Source organism: Laceyella tengchongensis (genome assembly GCF_900182735.1).
GTDB classification, from domain to species: Bacteria; Bacillota; Bacilli; order Thermoactinomycetales; family Thermoactinomycetaceae; genus Laceyella; species Laceyella tengchongensis.
The window spans coordinates 16,981-42,416 of the sequence record NZ_FXTU01000004.1 but is presented as its reverse complement, the minus strand read 5'-3'; the positions used below and the strand labels follow the sequence as shown (position 1 = coordinate 42,416).

Sequence of the window (25,436 nt, the reverse complement as noted above, 5' to 3'; positions counted from 1 at the left end):
CTTGAACCAGTGTAAGGGAAGATCCCCAAAAACACACGAACAAAATCACCCTTTCATTCCGTTTATTACCATTTTTAGGCGCTACAGAACAGGCTCTAAACTAGACTGACCAGTCAAATCAAGCGATTGCGCTAATAAAGGATTTTTTTTGAAATGATCTATTGGTATTTGCTCAGGAGACCACCTTTTGAATAAAAACAGCTAATTCATGCCTAAAAAGGCTCATTGAGAACAAGGTTTACAACTTGTGGTCGAATTTCGATATATCTTGAAATGATAAGCACATGTATGTCACCTGTCTGTTAAAAATTTATAATTTAAGATACTGCATTTATTCCATTTCTGTTATATATTTAAATATGTATGTTTTATGATTATTTTATAATATAAAACATACACTCTATTCTACTTAATAATTAATCTTTTCTTTCCTTTTCTTTCTATATCAAACATTCTATTCTTTAATCGTCTAAATTCTACTTTATAAGGAGCGATGACCAAAACAATGAAAGCTTGGATCATGCTTGCACAAGGTGCTGTCAACCCTTTTGAATCTTTGGAAAACTTCCTAACGAATAGTGTATTCAGCGGTCTCCTCAGTTTGGTCACCCCGCTAGCGGCCATAGGAATCGTTGTGTCCGCTTTGGGAATGTATTTATCCACCGAAGAACACAATCGCGATAAGTTCAAAAAGGCGCTCATTTCTACCATTATTATCACGATTATCTGTTTCATCGCCAAAGGAATGATTCTCTGGTTAGAAAGTCAATTTAAATAACCTAAAGGAGGAAGTCACTTGCAAGAGCACAAGCGGTTTAAGATTCCTCGACAAATTGATTCCAGTCTCTATATCTGGCGATTTATCAGGTTGAAAGATTTGATCCTTTTAACACCACCGGTCCTCATTTCGGTGGTTTTGTTTCTTTATATCTTTCCCAATCTGTCTTTCCAGATTCGCTTTTTTTTCAGCATGTTGCCGACCATCTCCGTTGCTTGCTTGATTTTTATCCGCCCCATCAGTGAACGGGGAAACATCACCTTGTTTGATTACTTGCGTTACCGGGCGGAGTTTAATCAGCGACAACGCATCTATTATTTCAAAAAACTGGTACGGAAATAGGAGGGAAATCCAGGTGGCGAAAAAACAGACTGCGGAGAAGAAAACCGTACAAGATTTAATTCCCGTCCGCAACATATATGACTCCGTGATCGAAACCACAGACAATCGTTTTGTCAAGGTCCTATCCGTTACGGCGATTAATACTCATTTGATGAGCTATCAAGAAGTAAAAGAAGTGCTGGAAGGATATGAAAACTTCCTACGATCTTTGAAAAAACCGATCCAAATCGCTCGGGTCTCCGAGCCCATCAATTTAAAAAAATATATCATGGCGTTAAACAACCGTTTCCAATCAACCACCAACGCTCACAAGCGACGCATGCTCGAAAGCTATATCTCCTATGCCGAGCATCTGCAAAAAGATCGGGACATGATCAAGCGCAATCGCTATGTGATTGTGGATGAACCATTCAACAATGAAACCGGCAAAGAAAAAGCCATGATTGAGTTGCGAAGAAGGGTGGATGATCTACGACTTAATCTAGAAGATATGTTTTACAGACAAAAGCTAGAAGTTAAAGAACTGAACGACAATGAGCTCAGGAAATACTTACATATGTTCTACGACTATGAAAACGCCCAGCTCTATCAAATGGAAGACATGAAAGAGTATGCCTATGTAATCGGAAAGCGAAATCTCGTAACCGCTGCCGAAGAAATAAGAAAAAGAGACGAGTATTAATCACAGGGGAGCGAGACCATGTTTGGATTATTCAATAGAAAGAAAACTGAACCGGAAAAAACGTTAGAAAGCATGATTGATGATAATCGCGGATTTCTGGACATCATTGCACCTGACAGCATTGAAGAGCAATTTGATTATATCCGCTTGGGTGGAAACTATGCTCGCACGCTGTGCGTAAGCTACTTCACTAATGATGTGCAAGCCAACTTTTTGCAAAACTTGCACAACATTCCACACAATGTATCTATCGTTCATCATATCGAACCTTCTGCAAGCGACGATATGATCAAATCGCTCAACCGCGCAGTGATTGAGTATCGATCCCGGTTAAATGAGCCAGGATTGCGTCCCATGGATGAGATCAGAATTAAAAATGACTTAAGTGATGCCGAAATTCTCTTGGACAACCTGACATCGGGTCGCGCTGAAATGTTTAATGAACATATGTATGTGCATATCCAAGCCTCCAGCAAAAAAGAGTTGGACGAAGTCACCCAAATTGTCAAGGCGCATGTTAGCAAAACCATGAAGTTGCTTATACCGCACTATCGCATGCTTCCGGCATTCCAAACCATTTTGCCTTTGCGACAAAATCTGGTAAGTGATTTAACTTACCGTAACTTCGATACGGAATCATTATCTTCGCTGTTCCCTTTTGATGAGTGTGAAATCTTCTCTGAAAAGGGAATCATCAAAGGCAAAAATCTGAAGACCAACAGCATCATCATTGTTGACCATGATGAATTGCTAAACCGGAACGAAGTGGTAATCGCGACGTCTGGTGGAGGGAAGTCTACCTATCTTTTTGGTGACATGATTCGCCGCTGGATGCAGGGAACAACCATCCGTGTAATCTGCCCTAAAGGGGAGTTCGGTGACAAAGCCAAACAGTTGGGGGGAGAGTGGGTCAAGGTTTCCCCGCTCAATGGGAATATCATCAATCCGTTTGAAATCATGCACTCACTCATCCCAATCGACGACAATGGTGAGCAGGCAGCCTCCTCCTTGCTCCATCAAAAAATTAGCCGGCTTAAAACCATGTTCACACTGATTTATAAAGATCTCAAAAACAAACAAGTTGAGTTATCCCTATTGGAAAAACTGCTTGTCGAGCTGTATGCGGATTATGGTATCCACTGGGAAACTGACTTTTCCAGCGTTTCTTCAACTGGCTTCCCCTGCATGGAAGACTTGTACCGCAAAATCGAACACAAAATGGAAACGGATGAACAATTTAAACTGCTCAATGGGTTATATCAAGTGCTTTATCCTTATGTAGAAGGCTCTTATGCCAAATGTTTCAACGGTCACACCAATGTGGACTTGTCCAATGACTTTATCGTCTTTGACATCTCCGACTTAAGGGATGAAAGTGATCTGCAACAAGTGGCGATGTTCAACATTCTCACATTTATGCAGGATGACGCATTGCGGGACAAGACCACCATCACCCAAATCTACGTGGACGAGGCGCACGTGCTGGCTGACCCGAGAAACCCTCTGGCGATGAAATTCTTGTCCAACATGTACAAGCTCATCCGCTCATTCCAAGGAGGCGTCACCAGCGCCACCCAACAAGTCGGCGACTTCCTGTCCGCGGTGGAAGGGACACGGAACTATGGGGAAGCAGTGATCCTTAACTCCATTTCCAAGCTGTATCTTCCGATGCTACGGGAAGAGCTCAATTCGATCATGGAAAAAACGTCCGAAAACTTCTCCGAGGAAGAACAACGCCTTCTTATCGTAAATGAAGAGGAAAAAGGGAAAAGCGCCGGCCGAGGAGTGTATGTCGTCGGCTCCAAAAAAGTGAATATCTACGTTGAACTCACTCCAGAAGAACTGCGAATTTGGGATAAGAAGTGGTATGAACGAAAGTTTGGCAAACGTGGTGAACAATAATGTTCAAAGTCATGCTGTTCAAAGATGGCATCAAATACAGCATATACGCAGCCATTGGTTTTTTAGTTATCATCGGGGTGGCCATCTTCGGAAGCCCCCCGCCAGATGCAATGGAATCCGAGGCTGGGCTGGTCATGTGCCAGCCCAGCGGAAAACTGATCTCCGCTGAAGAATTGAACAACAAACTGGCGAAGATGAGCCCTACAAAAGACAACGTATTTTTAGGCAAAGGAGCAGCATTCGTTTCCGCCGGCCAAAAATACGGTGTGGATCCAGTGTTGGTCGCTGCTATCGCCATGCACGAAACCGGCTTTGGTAGATCTTCCATGGTCCGTACCAAAAACAACCCTGGCGGCATTTACTTAAATGGTAGCTTTGCCAGCTTCCCCACCTTGGAAGCGGGAATCGATTATATGACCCGCAACTTATATAAAAATTACATCAAGCAAGGCTTGAAAACACCCGAACAAATTGGGCCCAAATATGCGCCTATCGGAGCGAGCAATGACCCAAATGGCTTAAACCGCCATTGGGTTCCCACTATCACGAAATATGTAAACCAACTAGGCGGCCTATCATATCAATGCACACTTACCGAGGTCGCTAATATAGGAAAACCATCGGCTAGCGGATTTTTGCGTCCCATATCCAAACAATTTCAGAAAACCAGCGGATTTGGCCCACGCTGGGGTCGGATGCACAAAGGCCTGGATTTTGGTTGTAAAAAAGGAGTTACCCCCATCATCGCCGCCAAAGGAGGCATCGTGGTTGCATCCCTATACGGTACACCTGGCTCCGGGTTCAACAATTACGGGAACGCCGTTCTCATCGATCATGGTAACGGAGTACAAACCCTGTATGCTCACATGGAAGTGCGGAAAGTACAGAAAGGGCAACATGTCGCACAAGGACAGCCCGTCGGCATCTGTGGCAAAACCGGCCGCAGCACTGGTCCGCATTTGCACTTTGAAATCAGAATCAATGGGGGACAAGTAAATCCAGAAAAATATATCCCACTATAGAAAATGAGGTGACTCCGTGAACAAAACATATATATACATGACCATATTAGCCGTATGTCTCACTTTCTCCCTTATAGGCAACATGACACAATTCAATAAGATCAATGAATTAGAACATATAATCAAGAAACTAACTGAACAAGATAAGGCACAAGCCGTCGCTAAACAATTTGTACTTACATTGATGGATACACCCACACCCGAAAACGAAAAAAAACTACGTTCCATCACCACCCAAAAAGCTCAACAAAAAATCTTTGCCAATGACATGGACTTAGAAGATGAGTCAACAAAGGGTATAAAGCAGCGAGTTACCATAGAAAAAACATACTTTAACCGTTTGAGTTTGAATCATGTTAATATCCTGATCCAATTCCGTGTTTATCATGACATTGGCAACGGCCAATCCACTGCCGGTATGTATGAGATGAACATAAATCTAACCTCCGACGGACAAGGAGTATGGAAAGTAGACAGCTACGATTTTGAAATCCAAAACGAAAAAAATTTGGATGAAATCGCGATAAAGGATGAGGAATGAGATGAGGAAGTTTCAAAAAATCGTTTTATCGATCGTGCTATTGTCTTTCCTTTCTTTTTGTGTGCTGCCTGTAAATGTATGGGCAGATAAAGGAGGGCAGGAGACAGAAGAGGAAAGTTTTTGGGATAATCTATTTGGTGAAGAAAAAAAAGAAGCATTTAATTGCGAGTATGTTGATCCAATATGTCATATCAACAACTGGTTATTAGAATTAGCCAGAGACTTTTTTTCCAAGGCGATAGAAATCATCGCAAACATCATGAACTACCCACAGAAAATTCTGGATCAACCAACCGTCAAAACATATTACGGTTATTTTGCCAACACAGCTTGGGCTTTCATAACGACATTCACTCTTTTCCATTTGGTTCGCATCTTAGCCAATTATTGGGTGAATGAAGATACCCAAGAACTAAAATCGCTTATGGTAAAGCTAGTTGTCACCGCTGCGATGTGCGGGATGTATCCTAGTGTTTTCCCCCTGTTAGTAACAGCTTCAACTGACACTACATCAGGATTTGCTAATGTCGGTATTAAGCTTGAAAATATAGAGCGAGTGACAAACGTATTTTTGTTTGTCCCAAAAGTTGCCGTATCGGCTACCCTTTTCATGATGCTAATCTTTGCTATTCTGATGCTAATCATCGCTTTTCAAGTTTGTCTCCGTTCAGCGGAATTAGCCTTTTTGTTTATCGCTGGCCCCTTTGCCATCGCCACCAACTTAAACAATGATTTCAACCTGTTTCCTGCTTGGTGGCGTAGCTTTTTATCCCTTTTAATAACACAAGTGATTCAAATTGTTTTGTTGATGCTTTTTATAGAATTATTTGCAGGGGGATTATTAGATCTTTTGCAATTTGAACGATTTATTTTTGGTATCGGATTTGCCTTTTTAATAATGAAAAGTCCCTCCTTTATCAAAGAATTTATGTACTCCACAGGCTCGGGGCAAATGGCGGTAAATGTCATTTCTAAAACAGCTGGTTCTGTTGGCAGCCGCATTGGAAAACAAATGTTGTCAAGGATAGTAAAAAAATAAAAAACCTGAGCAAACGCTCAGGTTTTTTATTATGCCAATGGGCATTAAAATTATTATGATAGTATCCCCCCTAAAGCTAATAAACAGACGATTCCTAAACACCGTAAAATTGTACATTCATAGTTGGCAATATTCCTTTTCTTTGATATCAAAAACAATATTCCATAAATAAATTTTGATTCAATCCACCTTCTTAAACTCACACTCTCTACCATTTGCATCTTTCAAGAGTAACATGTCGTCAGACAACTTTTTAATCCCCAAAACAAAAGTGCGAAGTTTTATGTCAAATGAATATTTCTCTTCACCAATTTTAGTTAGTGTTCCCGAATAATTTTTACCGCTGCGACCTGTAACTGTTAATATATTCTCCTCATAAAAGGCCATCTTTTTTGCAATGCATCCTTCATTCCTAACCACTTCCCATTCACCTTCAAAATTCGTGTCAGACTGGAAATTAAAAAGCAACCCACCAATTACTAACACAATCATACCTACAACCAAAAACATCATTGATTTTTTCACTTTCACGTTTAATTACCCTCTCTTTACCATCATGTTATTTCAAAACAGTCAGTTCTGTTAAAAAAATCACGGACCTGAGCAAACGCTCAGTTTTTTTATCATGTCAAAATCCATTATTTTTGATCTTTAACATATGAACATCGGTCTTTATCGATGTTTATATCCAAAATGTTATCTTCAAGCTTATTAATTCTTAATTCAGCTGAGTCTACTTCAGACATAATTTCAACTACATATTTATATTTATTTTCTCCTATTTTCGCCAAATTACCTGTCATAAACATGCTAGATTCAGGCCCAAACCCAGACATCGTCAGCTGACTTTCCCCCTTAAAAGTGAGAAAAGACGGGCAAGCGCTTTTTTTTCCTTCCATCTTCACCCATCTACCCTCAAGTGACTGGGTCTTAAAATTATTATAATAGTATAGACCCCCTAAAGCTAATAAACAGATGATTCCTAAACACAGTAAAATTGTACGCTTCATAGTTGATTTCCATTCCACAGAAAAAATCACTCCATATGTAATATTTATCTGAAAGGTTTATTACGAGCATAAATATCTTGTTAAATACTGTATTATTGCCAAAATAGATTGCTTGCATTTAACACAAAAAATATACTACAAAGTCTAAACCGGCTTAGAATACAACCTTCTAACAAAAGCAATAAATAATTGATTAGATAAAAATACATTATTTCATTGCTCCTTAATATAACTCTTACATTCATCTTTATTTAGTTGGATATCCATATAATCACCCTTAAACTCTTTTATTAATAATTTCCCATGTATTATTTCAAATCCAGATTTCCCCTTAATCTTACCAGCAAACTTATAATGATTTTTTTCTATTTCCGTAATTGTACTTGTAAAAGTGATATATGACTCATCACCAGCTCCAGTCATTGTAAACTTATTGGTATCATGAAAAGAAATAAAAGGGGGACAAGAATCACTGTTTCCTGTATACATCCATTTACCCGTAATGTCATCAGACTTCATAAACCCAAAATAATAAAATCCTCCTCCAACAAGCACACAAGTAATTATTAATAAACCTATTAACTTCCGATTCATTCTTATCTAGTCCTTTCTTAAACAAATACATTATAGAATATCATTCTTTATCAATCTTTTTATATCTACATACATCACCTTCGTGATCTCTAAAATATAGCATATAATCATTAATTTTCTTAATCCCTACCACAACAGAAAGAATTTGAATGTCAAATTTGTATTCTCCCTCACCTAATTCTGTTAATGTTCCTGTTTCACTATGACCTTCTCTATATTCAATATTTAAAGTTTTTCCTTCGTAGAAACGCAATGATAATGGACAACCGCTTTCTTCGACTCTCTTCCATTCCCCCTCAAAAGCAGTCTCTGATTCAGACAGGAAATAAAAAAATAGTCCACCAATGACTACTAGTAACACACCTACAGCTATAAACACAAATATTTTGTTTAATTTCATATTTAGTTTCCTCCTCTTTACCATCATTAAAAACTACTTCCTTAACACTGATCCAGTCAAAGTTTATGAATAAACCTTTCCATAGGAGAACAATTCTTTTGTATGTAATATTGATATAACTGAAAGGTTTATTATGAGCATGAAATCTTGTCAAATACTGATTAACTTCCAAGATGGATTACTTGCATTGAACATAAAAAATATACCACAATATTCAATAGACATAAAAATTAATTTAACATTCCCCTTGATCTAATATAATCAATTAAATCAAAACCTTCCCAATACCATCAGTCACAGAGCAAAACCTCGTCAATCATGATTAGTATGGTTATTACTATGCATACTTTTTTAATTTAATGGGTAAATCATGTGAGGATAAATGGAACAAACCTACTTAAAAACTTAACTGGGAGGAACGAAAAATGATTACTTTTGATCCTAAAAAACTAAAAGAAGTCATGATCAACGAAGAAGGCTATACCGAATCAGAGTACTATTTTCAATTAAAGGTATTAGAAAGATTAGATGAAAAACTACAAGAACCATTTGACTTATGGTTATATGAGAGAAAAATCTCTACAGACTTCAACGTAGAAGGTATTACACTTGAATTAATCATGAAAAAACATCACTGCACTTTTTTAAGCGCATTGGCAACAATGAACACATATCTCAATAACACTGAAAAAGCTAAGCGATTTTTCACCCAGCCAACCCATTTGGTTAACTAAAAATAGCATCATTAACGAGGTCGCTTAACGGAAAGTTCTATTACATCTTGGGCTATCTCTGTTTTTTAGAATAATATTCATCAAAAATAAAGAATGAATAAAATCATATCCCAAGTTCTTTTCAATTATAAAAACTCCTTCCCTTATCTTTCCTGATCATATTCTCTCTGAGTGTCTATCACTTGATTAACCTCTGCTTGCTTTAACCCGATGCATCTAAATTGCTCTGGCTCCAGCTTCTGACCAGTCCGTTCATTATATTTCATGATGTCAATTGCTACTTTGGATGCTTCCAGCTTAAACGGCTTTAGCTTGAGATCAGGGTATTCTTTCTGAAACATTGCCTGTGTTGATCTATTAAACTGCTTCACTTGCTCCCTCAAGTTATTTCGGATTTCTCCCTGTTCCGCTTGATGCATAGTTTTCATCATGCGCACGAGCCGAGCATGCGTGTGTGCAAGTTTGTCAGTTAATGTTTCGGCTTTATTCGATAATTCATTCCGAGAGGAATTCCTACCCTCTGCCAATCTCTGTTTCTTATCCGCCAGATCAACTTGCTCCACCGGATACCATAGTCCTCTTCCTCGGCCTTTTTGTTTATATCTTTCTGCTTCTTCAGCCAAGAACTCTTCCCTCGTTATGTCTCTTTCTGCTAAAATCTGATTTATTAATGAGTCAAAACGGGTGAATGAGGTGTCCTTGCCATAATTTTCGTGGATAAATTCCTCGATCTGAACATCTAATGTATTGGCATCTTTAAAACCATATGCTTGTCCCACTGCCATATATAGTTGATTTTTTTTACTTACTTTGTCTTTAATGATTTGGAGGTAGTTTTCACCATAATCATATTTTGCGTCCTGTTTAATCTTGCTAAGTTGCCTGTCACCTTGCAGTTTATATGCTTCATACCCAATATTTTCACCATATCTTTCCGCCAATCTAGCATATATTTTATCTGTTTCATTGTGAGCATACTGAATAGCGTCGAACTCTATTGGTTGAAGCCAATAATCGGGATCATTATTTAAATATCCACCAATAAAATTCTCTTCCCATATCCTTACTATCTCTTCACTTTCCCTCTCAACCCCTTTATCTATTACCACTCCTTGATATGCATGTCGTCCTTCATGAAGTACCGTATCTACAATCTCATAACAATTATCACTTTGTAAAAGTTTTTTATTTACGTATATCGTATAACTATTAGGTTCATAAAAACCCATGAGTTCTGGATCATCAGTCATCCTAATTGTACAAGGCTCTCGTCCCTGCAACTTTGCATAATGCTGTTCCAACTGTTGTAGGACGTTGATACGTTCATTTATTGTCAATTGATTCCATTTTGAAATGTGCAGATTCCCCCAAAAAGAATTCATGCAGTCAACTCCTTGATGTGCTATTTCCGACGATTATAAAAAAAGGGGTCTTTTAAAAATACTTCCGCTAAAGAAGGATATTCAGCAAAGTCATTCATATGTATCATTGCTTTAATAAATTCATCCAATTTACAATGTTTAAATACCATCTCCAATGTCACACCATTAATTGGATGATCTGAATAGGTTCGATCTTCCATCCATTGATCTAAAATCGGTTGCAACTGTTCGTTAAAACTTCTCATTAATTCAATGCCCCGATCAGCTTTATCTTCCTTGTTTCCCAACTCTTCCATCAAAATCTTTTTTAGCTTCTTCTCGTCAAACTGTAACATCCTATTTCCTCCTTAAAATTTATTTGTTGTATCAGACAGAGGAGAAAGAAAGCCCCTCTCTCACCTCTGCTAATTATATTCTCTCTGCTTGAGAACGGGGCGTTCTTTCTGATTTAATCTGATACATACGCAATTGATTCCCAACTACTCGTCATTTGAAACGTATCTAGTCTATACGTCCCTACACTGGGTATACATCTAATCAATCAAAATAAGTTACTACAGGCTTACCTACTTTGTCGGCCACTTGGAAAGACCTCTCTACAGACTCATCTCCTTTTATTATCCACTTTTGTTGCTCTTTGTCATAATACATGTTAATCTCTCGCACCGGATCTCCATCGAATTTATCGGATGGATCGCGAAATGTTTGTATCATTTCGACAATCACAGTAAACTCTTCAGGAAACTTTTCTTTTAACACTTCCATATCGTATGTCGTATTAACTTTCCCATCCAAATAGATCTTGGTGCCTTTGATATCTATATGTAACCCAGGGTCAAGCTCAGGATCATCAATTTTCAATTTCAACTTTTCCATGTCATACGCTTCCCAGTCAACATTCTTTATCAAGGATGGATCACGCCGATTAATGGCCTTTTCTTTTTGCTTGGCATAGGTATTAATCACTTGCACCAAAGTGTTAGCAAGCTCCTTCGAGTTCACCCATTGTTCATGCTGTTGCTCTTTTTTTTCTTCCTCTATAAACTGATTACTTACCATACCTAGAAAGCCAAACACTTGCACGTATCCTTCTACATTCAACAACAATAAAAAAACAAGACCCCACTTAAACAATTTGTCATGTGTTTGATACTTGAAGACCATCCGCCCGATCAAGGTTCCCAACGCCCCACCGAGCAGGGACCATAAAAACAGGCGCCCTCCGGAAGGTCGGAAATAGGCGAATGTTCTCAACCGCTCTTCTTCTTCAATTGATTCCTGGTTCCGCTCCCTCCCCACCAAGAGGAAACAGTACACATTAATAAAAATGGCATATAAACCAGGGATGACAAAGAATAACACAGTTGCTCCCATTCCACTGTAAAAGAAAAAAAACAATACTAATGGAAAAATGGTCGAAACAACAGAGACTGCCAAAAACATAAATAGACACCCATTAAAACGCGATACACCTGGATCTCGTGACGTCATGCTATCCTCCACTCCCACCGCAACTTTGTATGAAGGTAATGTAACAACTGTTGTATTGCAAAGAAAATCTATCCATGCAATACTGATTGTTATAAAAACAACTATATTATAACTGATTTTATCATTCTAACATGTATTTATTTGTCTGCTTACCCTTTTCTATCTCCTCAATCTAATGAACAGCCCCATCTTCAATTAACCTCCCCATTCTTTTTCACACGATCACCTTATTCCCAAACTTTCACATCTAAAAAACGATCCCAATCTATAAAATATGTTGAATTCCATTCAAAATAACTATAAATTGTATATGTTATATAATTAACAATTTCAAATGCGTGGAGGAGATACGGCTTGAGTGCCTGGGACACATTCAAGGATCGCCTGGCCGACTTGATTGCTGAGATAATCATCAACATGATCGAAGCGATGATTGCGGAACTGAGAAAACGTGATAAAGACGAAAGAGACTTTTTGCAAATATTTAAGGATGCAATTCAACAGTTGCGTGGAAATGCAGAGAAGCTGATCAAGCAAGACTTGATTGCACAACAACCATACAATTCAGCCCCTATAATCAACCACAAAGACAAAGAGTTGACATTTGACAGCATCGACAACGGCAAGCTTATCTTTCGTGACAAACAAGGTGAATCTTATTATTTGGATGAAAAAGAACTGCCTCTCAGCTTACAAACCCGCGGAACCTTGGCATCCTTTCATTATCTCGACAAAATGGGAAACCGAGAGATTCTTGTGGCCTTCCGTGAAGCCGGCGCACTGGCCCGCGACAAGCGGATTTCGTTACCACAGGCTTATAGCGAATTGTTTAAAGAGCGAATTATGAAGCAAGTCGAGCAACAACTTGACTTACCTGAAAAGCAACTCGAGCAGCCACATCACCATGATCGCCTTACAGCGGTCAAAGGGGCCATGAACACACTTGATGCACTCAAAAAAAACTTGCGCGAGCAAGAAAAAGCAGTGAATGAGTCATTGCGTCGCTTGTATGATCTCCGCAAAGACGGCCGCTTGTCTGATGATTTTTTTCAAAAGCAAGAGGATCGCTTGCTTCATGCTAAAAAAGAAATCGCACGCCATATGACAAAAGCGATTGAAATGGAAAACCAACTCAGCGCACAACTCAAACAGCAATTGAAAGAAACTTATCCCGACTTGAAAACAGATCATCTGACCCTAACCAGTGCCTTCGGATTGTCAGCCATTGCGGCAACTCATCCGAATCTCAAAGAAGCCAATGACTTAAAAGAGTTCTTGCAACAAACACAACCTGCATTGTTTAAAGAGATAACCAAAGAAACTCAACAAGAAACACTGGAGATCACGGAGATCACCGAAACCAGCTTTGAACGTTAGGACCTATAAGAACAAATCAGACACAAGGAGGGTGCTTTTCTACACATGATACGCTTCTACCTCCGACCCATTATCGGGACATTGATCATGACCCTGCTGCTCCTTGTCACTGCGGAATGGCTACTCGCAGGATTAATAATCACGTTTCCTGACGTGTCCAATTTATGGCCCACTCTTTTGGAACGGCACATTCATGTCTTTGAGGAAGCTTGGGCAATACAATTTTTTAAGATATCGCAGTTGGGGCTTTTGCCGGGAGCGGTTTGGTTATACTATCAGCTTTTCAAAAGATTAAAAGGGGACAAATACCAAAACGCGGCGGATTACGGTGCCTTTGGAACGAGCAAGGAAGCCAAGCCAAGCGAGATCTTTGATGACAAACATTTCGTTGCAAACACTTGGAACAAAAGCCCTGAACAGAATTTGGAAAATCCAATGGGTCTCATCTTTGGTTTGTTGAACAACAAGCCCGTTATCATGCCAGAACACACGAAAATCCCTAACCGCAACGTGTTTGTGGTCGGACCGCCCGGCTCAGGGAAAACCCAGGGCTATATCATGACCAACATCATCCATGAAACAGAACGTTCGATCGTGGTCACCGACCCCAAAGGAGAAATATATGAATCAACATCCCAACTGAAACGGGAACAAGGGTATCAAGTTCATCTTGTGAACTTCAAAGAAATGCAAGTAAGCGACCGCTACAATCCGATCGATTATATTATGAAAGAAATCGATGCCGAACAAGTCGCCACCACCGTCGTTCTCAATGCGCAACAAGACCAAAAGCCGGATTTCTGGACACGAGCCGAAGTAGCCTTGTTAAAAACGTTGTTGCTGTATGTGAAATACGAGTGCCCAGAAAACGCAACGATGGCAAAGGTAAAAGAAATCCTCACTGAGTATGGGCAAACACCGGAAGACATGGACGAGTTTTTTATGCGGCTCGAACCTGATCATCCCGCTTACCGTGCATACCAGATCGTCCGCATGGCCCAAGATAAAACCCGGGCTTCCATCTTTATTTCACTCGGGATCACTTTAAGCAAGTTTGACAGCAACGACGTGCGTTGGTTCACCAGCAAAAGCGACTTTAGCTTTGATGACATCGGCAAAAAGAAAATTATGCTGTATGTGATATTGCCTGTAGCTGATCCAACTTGGGAACCGTTGATCTCCACCTTTTTCAACCAGCTGTTCCAACGTTTATACGATGTAGCAGATCACAATTTCAACCGTCTGCCAGTCCCTGTAAATCTGTTGCTGGACGAATTCCCGAACCTGGGGAAAATTCCTGGTTATGAAGAAATCTTGGCCACTTGCCGTTCATATGGAATTAGTTGCAGCACGATTGTACAATCTTTTGGCCAGCTTATTGACAAGTACAACAAAGAAAAAGCAGAAGCCATTCTTGCCAACTGCTCCTTGCGCTATCTTTTGGGCGTCAATGACAAACTGACAGCCGAATATTTTTCCGAACTAATTGGAAAAACAACGATCCAAACCTCCTCCACATCTGTCTCCAAAGGAAAGGGAGGCGGCAGTGAATCCAACTCCAGCAACTATACGCAACGCAACTTGTACACACCTGACGAATTGATGCGCATGAACCGAAGCATCGCCATGTTGCTGGTGACAGGCATGAACCCGGTCCGGTTGCAAAAGATTTTCCAGTTTGATTTCTTCAAAGGCATTCTGACCGAACAAAGTAAAACCAGTCGCTTCGACTTTTACCAAACCAAACCGGAAGCCGAGCGCAACCGGATTGAGCAGGAAATGCAGGATCAGAAGAAAAAGAAAACCGCTCCAGTAAAAGAAAGAACAACCGTAGACACTTCAGATGGATGGATTTCGCTGAGTGATGTTATTGATGAAATCACTGAGCTTGATTTGACGGCAATGGAATCTAAGCAAGAGAAAGAAGCGGAGTCCATCGAAGCGGCTTTGGCCGAAATTGAGCGTGAGTTGGATGATTTGGAGAAGTCAGGATTGTTTACAGTGGGCAACAGCCAATCTGCAGGTTAATAACACCAAGAGGCAGGAACAACCATGTTTGTTATGGTTTCCTGTCTCCGAGCGTCAACAAGCTCTTTAAGCAAACTTAAGTCGATTTCTACATCATCTGAAATATACACAAAAATATATTTTAGATTATAATTGAATTATTAAATTAAAAAGGTGTGATGAAAAATGGCAATACGTGTCTGGCGTTATAACTACGGTCTTGGAACAATTTATGCCGAGCTGGACAAAAGCAAAACCTCGATGATGGACATAATTCAGAAGGCATTTAGTATAGCAGAAGACTTTGGATATATCTACCGAGTTGCAGTAAGCACTGAATCTATCGGTGAAGATGCTTTTGTTGAGACCTATAATTTACAAGGGGTAGGGTCATTTGAACCAATCCATCAGTTACATATCACTACCAAAGCCCCGACTGAAGAGTTTTTAACCTTTATAAAAAAACACCCTGATGTCAATGAACTTTGCTTCACATTAAGCACAACAGGAATAAACGATAAGGGTCAGACTGTTCTAATAGGCGGAGCCGTGGATCTAATCATTTATCTCAACACTGACGAAGAGTGGGGCATGAACATCTTTATCAATACAGATATTTTCGTCCCTTTGTCTCGGGTAAAAGATGCTTGCACTGAAGCAATGGCAGAAACAAATGCCCCTGTCCTGAAACGATTACTTGAAAACTGCTTAACACTCTTTCCTGTCACCGAGTGGGAGTGGCTTGACACCCTATATTATACGGAAACGTATCTTAACCTTTCCGTAAAGAACAAGTAACCTACTATCTAATAGCGAGGCGAACATCTATTGACACCTAAGCTACCTGTTTATCGAGATGCTGCACAGACCAAACTTGATTGGGAAGCTCACAGAGCAGCCTCTTTTGAAGACAGAATGCAGGCCCTTAAACCTTATCTTACAGGCTACGTGGAAGAAAAATTCATTAATTTTAGAGATAATTCTTCTAGAGAAAAAAATGAAGCTGCTTGGTTGGGAACAGTCGGTGAAATCGAATTCCTAGAGCGTCAAGTTTTTGAAAACAAGCAGATCGTTGAAGTATTAGAAGATGATCGTAAAGAAAAAATTAGTCCTAAATTGGAAGATGACGTTACAAACCCAGACTTTCGAATCGACAAAGAAATCTATGAAGTGAAAGCAATAAAAAACACTTCAGGAAAAAGCGCAATCACTTCGCAATTAAAAAAAGCAAACAATCAAATAAAAAACTCCGGCTACGATACACCTACTTATACTAAGGATCAACAGCCACAGGGCATCGCATCGCTGCAATTTATCGGGGAAGAGCTAAAGCTGTCGCTAGAAGAGATTTCTAATGCGATTACCAAACAATGCTCCCCTACCGCGTGCCGTTCATTAAAAGAAGTTCAGGTATATCACGAAAATGAACTCATTCTCAAGTTTGCCAGAAATGAAAAAAACCGCATGGTTGAAGTCCCGATTAATCGCGTCACCTTAAACCAAATAGGTCCCAAAGAGGATATTCTGATCAAGAAGTTAAGTCAAATAACTCCCCAACAACTCAACCGCTTAACTTGCAAGTTCGCCTTGGTCGAAAAAAACGGGGACCAATACATATGTGTCCATAAAAACGACCGAGACAATCCGTCATTGAAACAATTGCTTGGAATAGATAAGGATCACACCAGGCAAACAAAATCTCCTTCATATGAAAGTCAAATGGAAAGATGATAATGAGACCATAGGTCTCGGTTGTAGCACATAGACCATCCATATAAGATCACACGGCGAATGGGAATGAGGGTCTAACACAATTGCCTTATTTCCCATTCGCTTTGTAATGTAAGTCGATTTATCCTGGCTTTCTGTTACCGAACGGGAGTAGCTTGACACTCTGTATTATACGGAAACGTATCTTAACCTTTCCGTTAAGTAATATACGATCAATTCTTGAATTATTAAGATACGAGATTATCGATAACGCTACTCATCTGGGAAACCCCAGATAACAGGCCGAATTTTTTAATAGAATTGGAAGTAAATCGCAATATTTAGATCCTATTCTAAAAAGGCTTCATTTTAAGTTAAAATTACTCAAAAAAGATGATTCTCGTGAAAAATGAATTCATCGGAAATCTTCCAAGGAACTAATTCATTCAATAACTGCGCTCCTAATTTAAGGGGTGCAGTTATTATGCACGCATAATGTTAAAGTTTTAATTAACAAAGAATACGAGTTACACAAGAGAAATTAAGATCATTTATACATTTTTTAAAAATATTGAAAATTATGGTTATAAGTACTATAATAAAACTGTAGCCGCAACATACGTTCTCTACCCGCACTATCTATTCTGGTTAAATAACCGAGGGGGTATGGCGATGCGCGGAAAATGGTTTGTTCTAAAAGGTATGGGTATCGAAGGTCTTATTGCAAAAAAATTCAAAGCACCAAAACCTAGCGACTGCTGGTCATGCGGCAAAGACGACAAACTGTCATGGAGCAACGGGGAGTGGAAATGCTCCCGCTGTGAAGTTGTCGTCGAGCCTGATTAATCTGATTATTTCAAAAAATGGTTGATGACAGTCTAATGTTTGACGTATACTTGAACCAGTCTCATATTTGGGACTGGTTTTTTATTGAAACCAAGAAGGAGAGTAGCCCCCATGAAAAAGCGTTGGTACCAAGCCTTTTTAGACGGCTACAAACCGGCTGTGTTAGAATTGAACACCCATCAAAGTTACAGCCAATTAAAAGAGTACCCACACATTACACACGTTCTACCGCATGAGCCACGTAGCTGTCTGTTCTTTCAAAATGACACCCTGATGAATGACTTTAAAAACAGAATGGACGGTGTACAAGCTTACTCTGGTGCATACCATTATCATCTTGGTATCACCCTTGGGTTTCCTGAACGATCCGTGCAGTACTATGCACACATGCGGGAAATTGAGGAATTGGTCGGTGAATACCCAATTGACGAGGTTCAGAACGGTGTAGGCGTTGTTTGGGCTGGCTTTTACTTTTCTTCTCACAAAGCGTTTATCGTAGATGAGATCAATTGGCTTTGGAAAACATACACCCACACAGAAGCGGTGAAACACCCACTGTATCTAACTGACAAAAAAACGGACAAGACTGTAGAGATCCGCTATGGCGACTTTGACAGCGTCAAAGACTTTGCTAAAACACATCTGATTCCTGCCCATACATAACCCCGAAACGGGGATTTTTTGTTTTATAAACCAAAAAATCTCGCCCAACAGCAAATTCCCTTTCTGGATTAGCGCGGCCCGCTACGGCTAACTGATCTTTAAACAAGCCGATATAGACAGAATCTAGACACCGAAATATAGTAAGATAACTTAGTTGCAAGCGAATTATTCATCCCCTTACAATTAGATACTGTGAAGATGATCTCACCACTCAAAGATTAAAAGACCAAGATAACCTTACAGCAGTTATCTTGGTCTTGACTATTTCACCGTACGCACTTTTTTGTCTCGTAGCTCATCATTGCTATCAATTACATACTTTGGTATGCCTTTATCCAATAAATGTTTAAAACCACAATCGATATTTATTCTTTATAATATAAACATCCCTTATCGAACGGAGGAATCCTATGAAAAAAATCGCCATGGGCAGTGGCACCATTGTTTTTGATCAAGATGATGTTTCTTATGAGTTGCCGACGTCGGACTGCAACGTTACATATGACGAACTGGCACAAATCACCCATCTTCCTGGGATCGGCTTTTCATTTGATTCTTACTTTACCGAAGACCATCACAAATTTGTGATGCGTTTTTTCTTGGAGGACGGTTTTTTTATTTATGAGCGTGTGCGTTCGGAACTCAACCCCTCCAAACAGTTGAGATTGGCTATCGCCAACAATTTGCTCTTTTTAGGAGATTATTTTTCCAATAATGACCACCTGGTCACCCTATTCCACCCACTCAACTTTTTTGTCCATGAAAGCGATGGAACCGTATTGGTATTGTATCGCGGGTTGAAGGGGCAAATGCCCGCTCCCGGTTATGAAGAAGAACCTTTGGTAGAACAGATTAAACGAATGATTCTTCTCCTGTTCACTTCAGCTCGCTATGAAAATTTGCTACTCAATGGCAATAGTTATGCTAACCGTTGCCTTATCAATGAGTATCGAGACATCACCAAACGTATTTTGCGAGCCAAAACAATAAAAGACTTGCAATCCATTCTCGCAGATGAAAGTGAAGCTCTTGAAGATCTGTCATCATCTCAATCTGAAGATGCTTCGGCTAAAGAGGAGTCCAAACCGCAAAGCCACCTCCCTCAAAAAAAAGTTTTGATTGGAGGTGGAATCGCTGTATTCGCCTTAGCTGTGTTTGGTGTAATCTATGGGATATCTTCTTCCAGCGGCACCGCTTCCCAGCTCCCTCCAACGTTTATTGAAGGATTGCGGTACGCAGCCTTGCAAGACTATGCAAAGGCAACACAACAATTCCAACAAACGGATATGAATGACTTGTCACCTGAGTATAGGCAAACAGTGGTAGAGTACTATGTAAATATTGGAGAAATCGACAATGCGCAAAAGCTAAATCCCGATTATCTTACCCAACTGGCCAAAAGCCAACCGCTTTTACCAGGACTGCAATTCGAAAAAGCGGTTATGCTTAAAGACTATGAAAAGATGACAGAATTAAAAGATCAAATCTATTTAAATCAACGGCGCTATAAAATCATCATCGATGCATATCTTAAACAAAAAAAGTTTAAAAGCGCTGAAACCATAGCAAAAGATAGTAACCATCCACAACTAATCCAATACGTAAAGAGTCAACAAGGAAAAAAATAACCTTGTGATGCCAACCAAAAAAACTCTTCTCACAAGCTTGTGAGAAGAGTTTTTCTTTCACCGCCCTGGATCTTCCGGCGGCTATTTGCAATTCTTTTTTAAAAGGTCGGTCAGGCGGTCGGCGTAGTTGGTGAACATGCCGGTCGCGCCCCAATCGAGCATGCGCTTCATATCCGGTTTTTCGTTGACGGTGTAAGGGTGGAACAGCAAGCCACTCTTGCGCACCTTTTGGACGTACGCACGGTCAATGCGGTCGAAGTTGGCACCAACCCCGATGGCGTAGGTTTTGATCTCATCCAGTTCCCGTTTGGTGATGTGGCCTTGTTGGTTTTCATACCACAGCAGGGTAACCAAGGGGAGCTCTGGGTTTAGGGCATGGATTTTTTTCAAGCTTTCTGGGCTGAAAGATTGTATAATCACCTTTCCACGCTTGGCGTGCTTGCCAATGAGCCGATGGGCTTCTAAGGTCTTAAGCAATTTTTCTTCCATGCCCGGGTAGATTTCCGGCGCTTTGGTTTCGATGTAGTAGTTGGCGCTGTGTCCAAAATGGCGAAGCACTTCGTCAAGTGTCGGCACTTTCAACCCTTTGTAGGCCGGCTTCGCTTTGTCGGGATGCGCTTCGTTGAACCATGACCCGGCATCCAACCGCTTGATTTCGGCCAAGGTGTGATCTTTGACCAACCCGGTGCCGTTCGTGGTCCGATCCAGCGTTTCATCGTGCATGGCGATGAGATGGCCGTCTTTGGTCATCTGCAAATCGATTTCAATGTAGTCCGCTTTCATCTTTTTCGCTAGCTGATAAGCGACGATGGTATGCTCAGGCGCATGGCCGGAAGCCCCCCGATGGGCCACATTCAGGACCCGGTCGGGTGACAAAAGGTCCTTATCTCCTTTGCCCGCCCGAGCTGCATCTGGTGCGGCGAAAGCGCTGGTCACCCCGACTGCAAAGCTGAGTCCTAATGCGGCGATGGTCATGGCTACACGTTTCATTGACTTTTTCATTTGCTGTTCCCCCATTGATGTCAGTAGTCAAATGACGGTTTAAACCGTTTTTTGCTCAGATTTGCCTGTGTTCCATGTCAGAGCCAAGAAAAGGATGGCTAAAACACAAGAAACAACCAACAGTGTAAACATCCCATCCCAACCAAAGCCGTCAACGACATAGCCAACAATGGCGCTGGCGAAAGCGGTTCCAAAGAGGTACCCAAAAAATCCAGTCAAGCCAGCCGCGGTGCCTGCAGCTTTTTTGGGCACCAAGTCCAATGCGTGCAAACCAATCATCATAACTGGACCATAAATCAAGAACCCGATCGCTACCAGGGCAATGTTATCCAACAAGGGATTGCCCGCCGGATTTAGCCAGTAGATTAATACCGCGATCAATACGCCGGCCATGAATATGACACTTGCCGGTGCGCGCCGCCCTTTGAACAGCTTGTCGCTCATCCATCCGCTCAGCAGCATGCCTGGAATGCCAGCATATTCATACAGGAAGTACGCCCATCTAGAACCCTCTGGAGAAAAGCCCTTCGCTTCCGTGAGATAAGTGGGTGCCCAGTCGATGACACCATAGCGTACAAAATACACAAAGATATTGGCGAGGGCGATATACCACAAGAACTTGTTGTTCAACACATACTTGAACAGAATTTCCTTCGTGGTCAAATCCTTGTCGTAATCTTCGTTTTCGCTTCCTTGCGGATAGTCGTTTTTGTATTCTTCAATCGGCGGCAAGCCCACCGACTGCGGCGTGTCGCGTACTGTCAATAAGATGAACAGGGCGATCACCAGCGCAATCATTGCCGGGAAGAAGAACACGCTTTTCCAGGTGGCGAAAATCGCGATGCCTAGTGTCATCAACGGAGCCACCAGCCCGCCCCCAATATTATGGGCGATGTTCCACAAAGACATTTTTGTGCCCCGTTCACTGATGGAAAACCAATGCACCACCGTTTTTCCGCTAGGGGGCCATCCCATGCCTTGCGCCCAGCCGTTTAAAAACATCAGCACAAACATCACTGTGATGCTGGATGTAATAGCGGGAATCAAACCGAACGCCATGTTGATCAGAGCTGATAAAATAAGGCCCGTCGCTAGGAAGTACCTGGGGTTGCTCCGGTCGGAAACGATCCCCATCAAAAACTTGCTGATACCATATGCGATGGAAATGGCTGACAGCACCAGTCCCAACTCACCTTTGGAGAAGCCTTCCCGCACCAAATCGGGAATGGCCAGGGAAAAGTTTTTCCGCACCAAATAATAGCCAGCATAACCAATAAAAATGCCCAAAAACACTTGTAGCCGAAGCCGACGATAAGTTGAATCAATCTTATCCGCTGGCAACCTCTCAATATGAGGAGCTGGCTTGAACAATGTCAATAGCCAATTCATCGGCAATTCCCTCCCATGCTAAATATTGGGATGAAAAAAAGAGACCACAAATACAACCCTTTTGCAACGTCGCAAAGAGTTTAAATTAGTGGTCTCCTATCCTCATCACCATTATTAACTTACAAATACAGAAACGATCTAAGCGCTTCCAACTTTCTTTTATGTTAAGTGATTTTATGTCAAGAATGCAACAATTTTTTTACCGTCGGCCAGTCCAATGATTTCCGGTGGCCTAGCCGCAAGCATATAGATTGGTCAATTAAAGCTACCCCACAAGGAGGGCCAAGCGTTTCAGGTAATGGACACAATTGCCCATCGTGAAGCGAGCCGCGATTGTTATAATGAAGGCAACTAAGACCAAGGGAGACAATCAGATGGAAACGAAGGAAATTCTGGAGAAATATGAAGCACTAGCCGGCTACTACATGGACGAATTGGACACATACTCTTGGGAATCGTTTACCTTGAAGCCATCAGCAACAGAATGGTCACTCGGTGAGATGTACAATCACCTCATCGAAACGGGCTTTTTACAATTGGCATCACTCCAAGCCTGCGCCACGGCACCGGAAAACCGCAAATTAAAAAAAACGTGGGTAGGCAAATGGGTGTATATGACAGGTGCTATTCCCCCGATTAAAGCCAAAGTGCCACCATCGGCCGAACACACCTCCCAGCAGCCCCGCTCCCGAGAAGAACTTCGACAAAAGCTGGAGCAATTGTCAGCACAAATGAAAGCAATCGCCCCCTCCATTGACTCCATCTCGCCTGATCGCAAGGTAAAACACCCGTATTTCGGCTATATTAACGCCCAAGAATGGTATCATCATATCGTGATGCATTTCGCCCACCATTTGCGGCAAAAGAAACGGCTGGACGAGTTTATCGCCGCTCACGACGCGTAAGGCTCCTATTTTTTGCGCCCAAGCAAAAAATCACCCCCACCCGAACCACAAATGGAAAACGGGAAGTGCCACACAGCTAGAGTGCGTGTGGCACTTCCCATCACATACTGGCGAAAGCGCGCCTTCCCATTCGTATGCCAATCAAACGGTCACCCTCGGTTTGTCACCAACGCCATAGTCAAACCGAAGACCGACAGCATCAAAAAGACATACAGCACCTTTTGCGCGAGTGAAAAGTCAGACAGTTTGCGTGGGAACAAAGCGGCAAGCTTCGTCCAGACCACCATCGCCAATCCGACTCCCAAGAGATGCGCAAAAAACGCTTGTTTCAGCAGCAGAGCCAAGACAAAAGCCAGAAACAGGAGCCCCACTCCCCACATCCGACTCCTCGGATCATCCACCATCGTCCGCTCCCTTCACAGTTCATCCGCTCTTGCAAACGCTTTCGATTAAGAACTTTTATATTTATTTTCGCGCATCTAGTGCTTCATTTCAATCGTTATCTTATGTTCCTCGCCCCAAGTCGGCCCCTTTGTTCGCCTGAAAAAAACCCGTGATCGAGCATTCGATGCACGGGCGGACAATGATCCGTTATCAGTTGTTGATGTAACGATCAAACACAAAGCCGAAATCTGTCACCATGTAACGACTTCTTGTGCTGGCGAGCCAATCAAACGCGATTTGGTTCAATTCCTTAAATTGTTGGCTGAGCATGCCTTCTGTACTTCTGATTTGGCTCAGGGTGTTGGAGGCCATCTCGATGCTCTTTCTGGACAAACCCAGCAACGCTTCGCTGTCCGCCTGCACGATGGAGATGCGAACGAGTGATTTGTACAGGTCTTTCAACTCATTGATATGTTTTTTATGTACATCGATCGAGTACTCCATGTTTTTGCCGAGCATAAACTTGATCTCCGCGTCCATATCCATCACGCCAGCGGTTTCCAAAGTAACATTGGAGATGCGATAGTTGCAGTAGTCGTACCGGTACAGTGTGCGTTTTTTGCTCGATGCGCTGGTTCCATCCAAGTGAATCAACGCTCTGTTGGTGAAGCAATACTCATCGGCCTTCGACTTGATGAGGAAGTAGATCCGCTCATTATCTTCATGCATCACATAATCGTCCGTATCTACCTTGTTGTAATCTTCTGGCTTGATAACAATCCCCACATCGCTCAGGCCAAGCACATCGGATGCCACTTTTCCTAACATGTTACCATTCCCTTCCTTTGTGTCATGTGATTTTTAAAAGCTATGAAACCATGACTTTGACACCTATTATACTATCACCTCATCTTCTTACGACATAGATTTATCCGTTGCGAAACGAAACAAAACCTATTGGAAAAAGATAGTTATCCTTCTTTGCCACACCCGTCCATCTCCGTCTCCGGATGACTACTTGACCTGTGCACGCAACCATGCTTCTGTATCGGCCGGACGCACACCCTTGACAATCCGCTCGATTTTCCCGTCTCGATTAATAAAGTACGTGGTCGGAATCACTTTAATCTGAAACTGGTTTGATACACGGTCTTGTTGATCCATCACCACAGGAAACCGAATCCCATAATCTTTGGCAAAGAATTGGGCTGATTTCACATCATCCCGTTTTGTCCAATTGACAAACACAAACTCCACTTGCGAACCGTACTTCCGATGCCACTCCACCAACAGCGGAGCCTCCTTATGGCATGGATCACACCACGTGGCGAAAAAACTGATGATCGCTGGTTTGCCTTTGGCATGGCTGTATGCGTATTTCTGACCGTCAATGGTCTCAAGCGTAAAAGCGGGCGCCGGGTCCCCTGGACCAAGCTCTGATGAGCCTGGCAATCCCTTCTGCAAGATGGCGATACCAATCAAAATCAAGAGCAAAGCCCCTACGAAAATTGATTTCTTCATTGTCTCCATTCTCCTATCGTGTCCAGCCTATCCATTTTCTAATATAGAAGAAATCTCATCCAAGAGAAAGAGAACCATTTAGCGGTG

28 protein-coding genes are annotated in these 25,436 nt (G+C 41.5%); 16 read left to right on the top strand and 12 right to left on the bottom strand.

Features of this window, described 5'->3' with window-relative positions; genetic code table 11:
• Positions 1 to 505 precede the first annotated feature (505 nt).
• The 7 genes from QQZ12_RS09645 to QQZ12_RS09615 are packed head-to-tail and all read left to right on the top strand — an operon-like array spanning position 506 to position 6,306.
• Positions 506 to 778 carry a hypothetical protein gene (locus QQZ12_RS09645; protein WP_102993433.1) on the top strand — a complete coding sequence of 91 codons (273 nt, stop codon included), beginning with the start codon at positions 506 to 508 and terminating at the stop codon, positions 776 to 778.
• 18 nt (positions 779 to 796) lie between these two features.
• On the top strand, positions 797 to 1,120 hold the full coding sequence (locus tag QQZ12_RS09640; protein ID WP_102993434.1) for a hypothetical protein: 324 nt from the start codon (positions 797 to 799) through the stop codon (positions 1,118 to 1,120).
• Positions 1,121 to 1,133: 13 nt separating this feature from the next.
• A complete protein-coding gene (locus tag QQZ12_RS09635; protein ID WP_284724337.1) occupies positions 1,134 to 1,802 on the top strand; it encodes a TraC-like domain-containing protein in 669 nt (222 codons plus the stop codon).
• An 18-nt stretch (positions 1,803 to 1,820) separates the two neighbouring features.
• Positions 1,821 to 3,704, top strand: a complete 1,884-nt coding sequence (locus QQZ12_RS09630) for a VirB4 family type IV secretion system protein (RefSeq protein WP_284724336.1) — start codon at positions 1,821 to 1,823, stop codon at positions 3,702 to 3,704.
• Entirely contained in the window at positions 3,704 to 4,726 is a 1,023-nt protein-coding gene (locus tag QQZ12_RS09625; RefSeq protein WP_102993437.1) for a peptidoglycan DD-metalloendopeptidase family protein, read from the top strand. The genes QQZ12_RS09630 and QQZ12_RS09625 overlap by 1 nt, the downstream gene beginning before the upstream one ends.
• Before the next feature lie 16 nt (positions 4,727 to 4,742).
• Positions 4,743 to 5,267: a hypothetical protein gene (locus tag QQZ12_RS09620; protein ID WP_102993438.1), complete on the top strand. Its 525-nt coding sequence runs from the start codon at positions 4,743 to 4,745 to the stop codon at positions 5,265 to 5,267.
• A gap of 1 nt (position 5,268) precedes the next feature.
• Positions 5,269 to 6,306: a conjugal transfer protein TrbL family protein gene (locus QQZ12_RS09615; RefSeq protein ID WP_102993439.1), complete on the top strand. Its 1,038-nt coding sequence runs from the start codon at positions 5,269 to 5,271 to the stop codon at positions 6,304 to 6,306.
• Between the two features lie 180 nt (positions 6,307 to 6,486).
• Here QQZ12_RS09615 and QQZ12_RS09610 read toward each other — a convergent pair whose 3' ends face one another.
• From QQZ12_RS09610 to QQZ12_RS09595, 4 genes are all read right to left on the bottom strand, one after another.
• A complete protein-coding gene (locus tag QQZ12_RS09610) occupies positions 6,487 to 6,837 on the bottom strand; it encodes a hypothetical protein (protein WP_102993440.1) in 351 nt (116 codons plus the stop codon).
• A 107-nt stretch (positions 6,838 to 6,944) separates the two neighbouring features.
• On the bottom strand, positions 6,945 to 7,334 hold the full coding sequence (locus QQZ12_RS09605) for a hypothetical protein (RefSeq protein WP_102993441.1): 390 nt from the start codon (positions 7,332 to 7,334) through the stop codon (positions 6,945 to 6,947).
• Positions 7,335 to 7,529: 195 nt separating this feature from the next.
• Positions 7,530 to 7,910, bottom strand: a complete 381-nt coding sequence (locus QQZ12_RS09600; RefSeq protein ID WP_123827487.1) for a hypothetical protein — start codon at positions 7,908 to 7,910, stop codon at positions 7,530 to 7,532.
• Positions 7,911 to 7,950: 40 nt separating this feature from the next.
• Positions 7,951 to 8,310, bottom strand: coding sequence for a hypothetical protein (locus QQZ12_RS09595; RefSeq protein ID WP_284724335.1), 360 nt, complete (start codon positions 8,308 to 8,310; stop codon positions 7,951 to 7,953).
• Positions 8,311 to 8,735: 425 nt separating this feature from the next.
• Here QQZ12_RS09595 and QQZ12_RS09590 point away from each other — a divergent pair, with 425 nt between their 5' ends.
• Complete coding sequence (locus QQZ12_RS09590) at positions 8,736 to 9,044, top strand: hypothetical protein (protein ID WP_284724334.1); 309 nt, start codon at positions 8,736 to 8,738, stop codon at positions 9,042 to 9,044.
• A 143-nt stretch (positions 9,045 to 9,187) separates the two neighbouring features.
• Here QQZ12_RS09590 and QQZ12_RS09585 read toward each other — a convergent pair whose 3' ends face one another.
• From QQZ12_RS09585 to QQZ12_RS09575, 3 genes are all read right to left on the bottom strand, one after another.
• Complete coding sequence (locus QQZ12_RS09585; RefSeq protein ID WP_284724333.1) at positions 9,188 to 10,426, bottom strand: hypothetical protein; 1,239 nt, start codon at positions 10,424 to 10,426, stop codon at positions 9,188 to 9,190.
• Positions 10,427 to 10,446: 20 nt separating this feature from the next.
• Positions 10,447 to 10,761 (bottom strand): hypothetical protein, encoded by a 315-nt coding sequence (locus QQZ12_RS09580; protein WP_154986581.1) that lies wholly within the window; start codon positions 10,759 to 10,761, stop codon positions 10,447 to 10,449.
• Positions 10,762 to 10,963: 202 nt separating this feature from the next.
• Positions 10,964 to 11,917, bottom strand: coding sequence for a hypothetical protein (locus QQZ12_RS09575; RefSeq protein WP_284724332.1), 954 nt, complete (start codon positions 11,915 to 11,917; stop codon positions 10,964 to 10,966).
• Between the two features lie 354 nt (positions 11,918 to 12,271).
• On the opposite strand from QQZ12_RS09575, the gene QQZ12_RS09570 reads away from it, so the two are divergent.
• From QQZ12_RS09570 to QQZ12_RS09540, 7 genes are all read left to right on the top strand, one after another.
• Positions 12,272 to 13,294 carry a hypothetical protein gene (locus QQZ12_RS09570; RefSeq protein WP_284724331.1) on the top strand — a complete coding sequence of 341 codons (1,023 nt, stop codon included), beginning with the start codon at positions 12,272 to 12,274 and terminating at the stop codon, positions 13,292 to 13,294.
• A gap of 45 nt (positions 13,295 to 13,339) precedes the next feature.
• Positions 13,340 to 15,322 carry a VirD4-like conjugal transfer protein, CD1115 family gene (locus QQZ12_RS09565; RefSeq protein WP_284724330.1) on the top strand — a complete coding sequence of 661 codons (1,983 nt, stop codon included), beginning with the start codon at positions 13,340 to 13,342 and terminating at the stop codon, positions 15,320 to 15,322.
• Between the two features lie 165 nt (positions 15,323 to 15,487).
• Positions 15,488 to 16,099: a hypothetical protein gene (locus tag QQZ12_RS09560; protein ID WP_284724329.1), complete on the top strand. Its 612-nt coding sequence runs from the start codon at positions 15,488 to 15,490 to the stop codon at positions 16,097 to 16,099.
• 30 nt (positions 16,100 to 16,129) lie between these two features.
• Entirely contained in the window at positions 16,130 to 17,032 is a 903-nt protein-coding gene (locus QQZ12_RS09555; protein WP_284724328.1) for a hypothetical protein, read from the top strand.
• Between the two features lie 651 nt (positions 17,033 to 17,683).
• Positions 17,684 to 17,857 carry a hypothetical protein gene (locus tag QQZ12_RS09550; protein ID WP_284724327.1) on the top strand — a complete coding sequence of 58 codons (174 nt, stop codon included), beginning with the start codon at positions 17,684 to 17,686 and terminating at the stop codon, positions 17,855 to 17,857.
• 111 nt (positions 17,858 to 17,968) lie between these two features.
• On the top strand, positions 17,969 to 18,520 hold the full coding sequence (locus QQZ12_RS09545; RefSeq protein WP_284724326.1) for a hypothetical protein: 552 nt from the start codon (positions 17,969 to 17,971) through the stop codon (positions 18,518 to 18,520).
• Between the two features lie 410 nt (positions 18,521 to 18,930).
• The gene (locus QQZ12_RS09540) at positions 18,931 to 20,148 is read left to right on the top strand and encodes a type VII secretion protein EssB/YukC (protein ID WP_102993453.1); all 1,218 of its coding nucleotides are present in this window, start codon (positions 18,931 to 18,933) and stop codon (positions 20,146 to 20,148) included.
• An 81-nt stretch (positions 20,149 to 20,229) separates the two neighbouring features.
• Here QQZ12_RS09540 and QQZ12_RS09535 read toward each other — a convergent pair whose 3' ends face one another.
• Together QQZ12_RS09535 and glpT are read right to left on the bottom strand one after the other, a co-directional pair.
• Positions 20,230 to 21,150, bottom strand: a complete 921-nt coding sequence (locus QQZ12_RS09535; RefSeq protein WP_284724325.1) for a glycerophosphodiester phosphodiesterase — start codon at positions 21,148 to 21,150, stop codon at positions 20,230 to 20,232.
• A gap of 39 nt (positions 21,151 to 21,189) precedes the next feature.
• A complete protein-coding gene (gene glpT, locus QQZ12_RS09530; RefSeq protein ID WP_102993455.1) occupies positions 21,190 to 22,539 on the bottom strand; it encodes a glycerol-3-phosphate transporter in 1,350 nt (449 codons plus the stop codon).
• A gap of 374 nt (positions 22,540 to 22,913) precedes the next feature.
• On the opposite strand from glpT, the gene QQZ12_RS09525 reads away from it, so the two are divergent.
• Complete coding sequence (locus tag QQZ12_RS09525; RefSeq protein WP_284724324.1) at positions 22,914 to 23,444, top strand: DinB family protein; 531 nt, start codon at positions 22,914 to 22,916, stop codon at positions 23,442 to 23,444.
• 149 nt (positions 23,445 to 23,593) lie between these two features.
• On the opposite strand, the gene QQZ12_RS09520 is transcribed toward QQZ12_RS09525, so the two are convergent.
• The 3 genes from QQZ12_RS09520 to QQZ12_RS09510 form a co-directional block, all read right to left on the bottom strand.
• The gene (locus QQZ12_RS09520; protein WP_284724323.1) at positions 23,594 to 23,845 is read right to left on the bottom strand and encodes a hypothetical protein; all 252 of its coding nucleotides are present in this window, start codon (positions 23,843 to 23,845) and stop codon (positions 23,594 to 23,596) included.
• 193 nt (positions 23,846 to 24,038) lie between these two features.
• Complete coding sequence (locus QQZ12_RS09515; RefSeq protein WP_284724322.1) at positions 24,039 to 24,656, bottom strand: PH domain-containing protein; 618 nt, start codon at positions 24,654 to 24,656, stop codon at positions 24,039 to 24,041.
• A gap of 186 nt (positions 24,657 to 24,842) precedes the next feature.
• The gene (locus tag QQZ12_RS09510) at positions 24,843 to 25,349 is read right to left on the bottom strand and encodes a TlpA family protein disulfide reductase (protein WP_181353044.1); all 507 of its coding nucleotides are present in this window, start codon (positions 25,347 to 25,349) and stop codon (positions 24,843 to 24,845) included.
• Between the last annotated feature and the right edge of the window lie 87 nt (positions 25,350 to 25,436).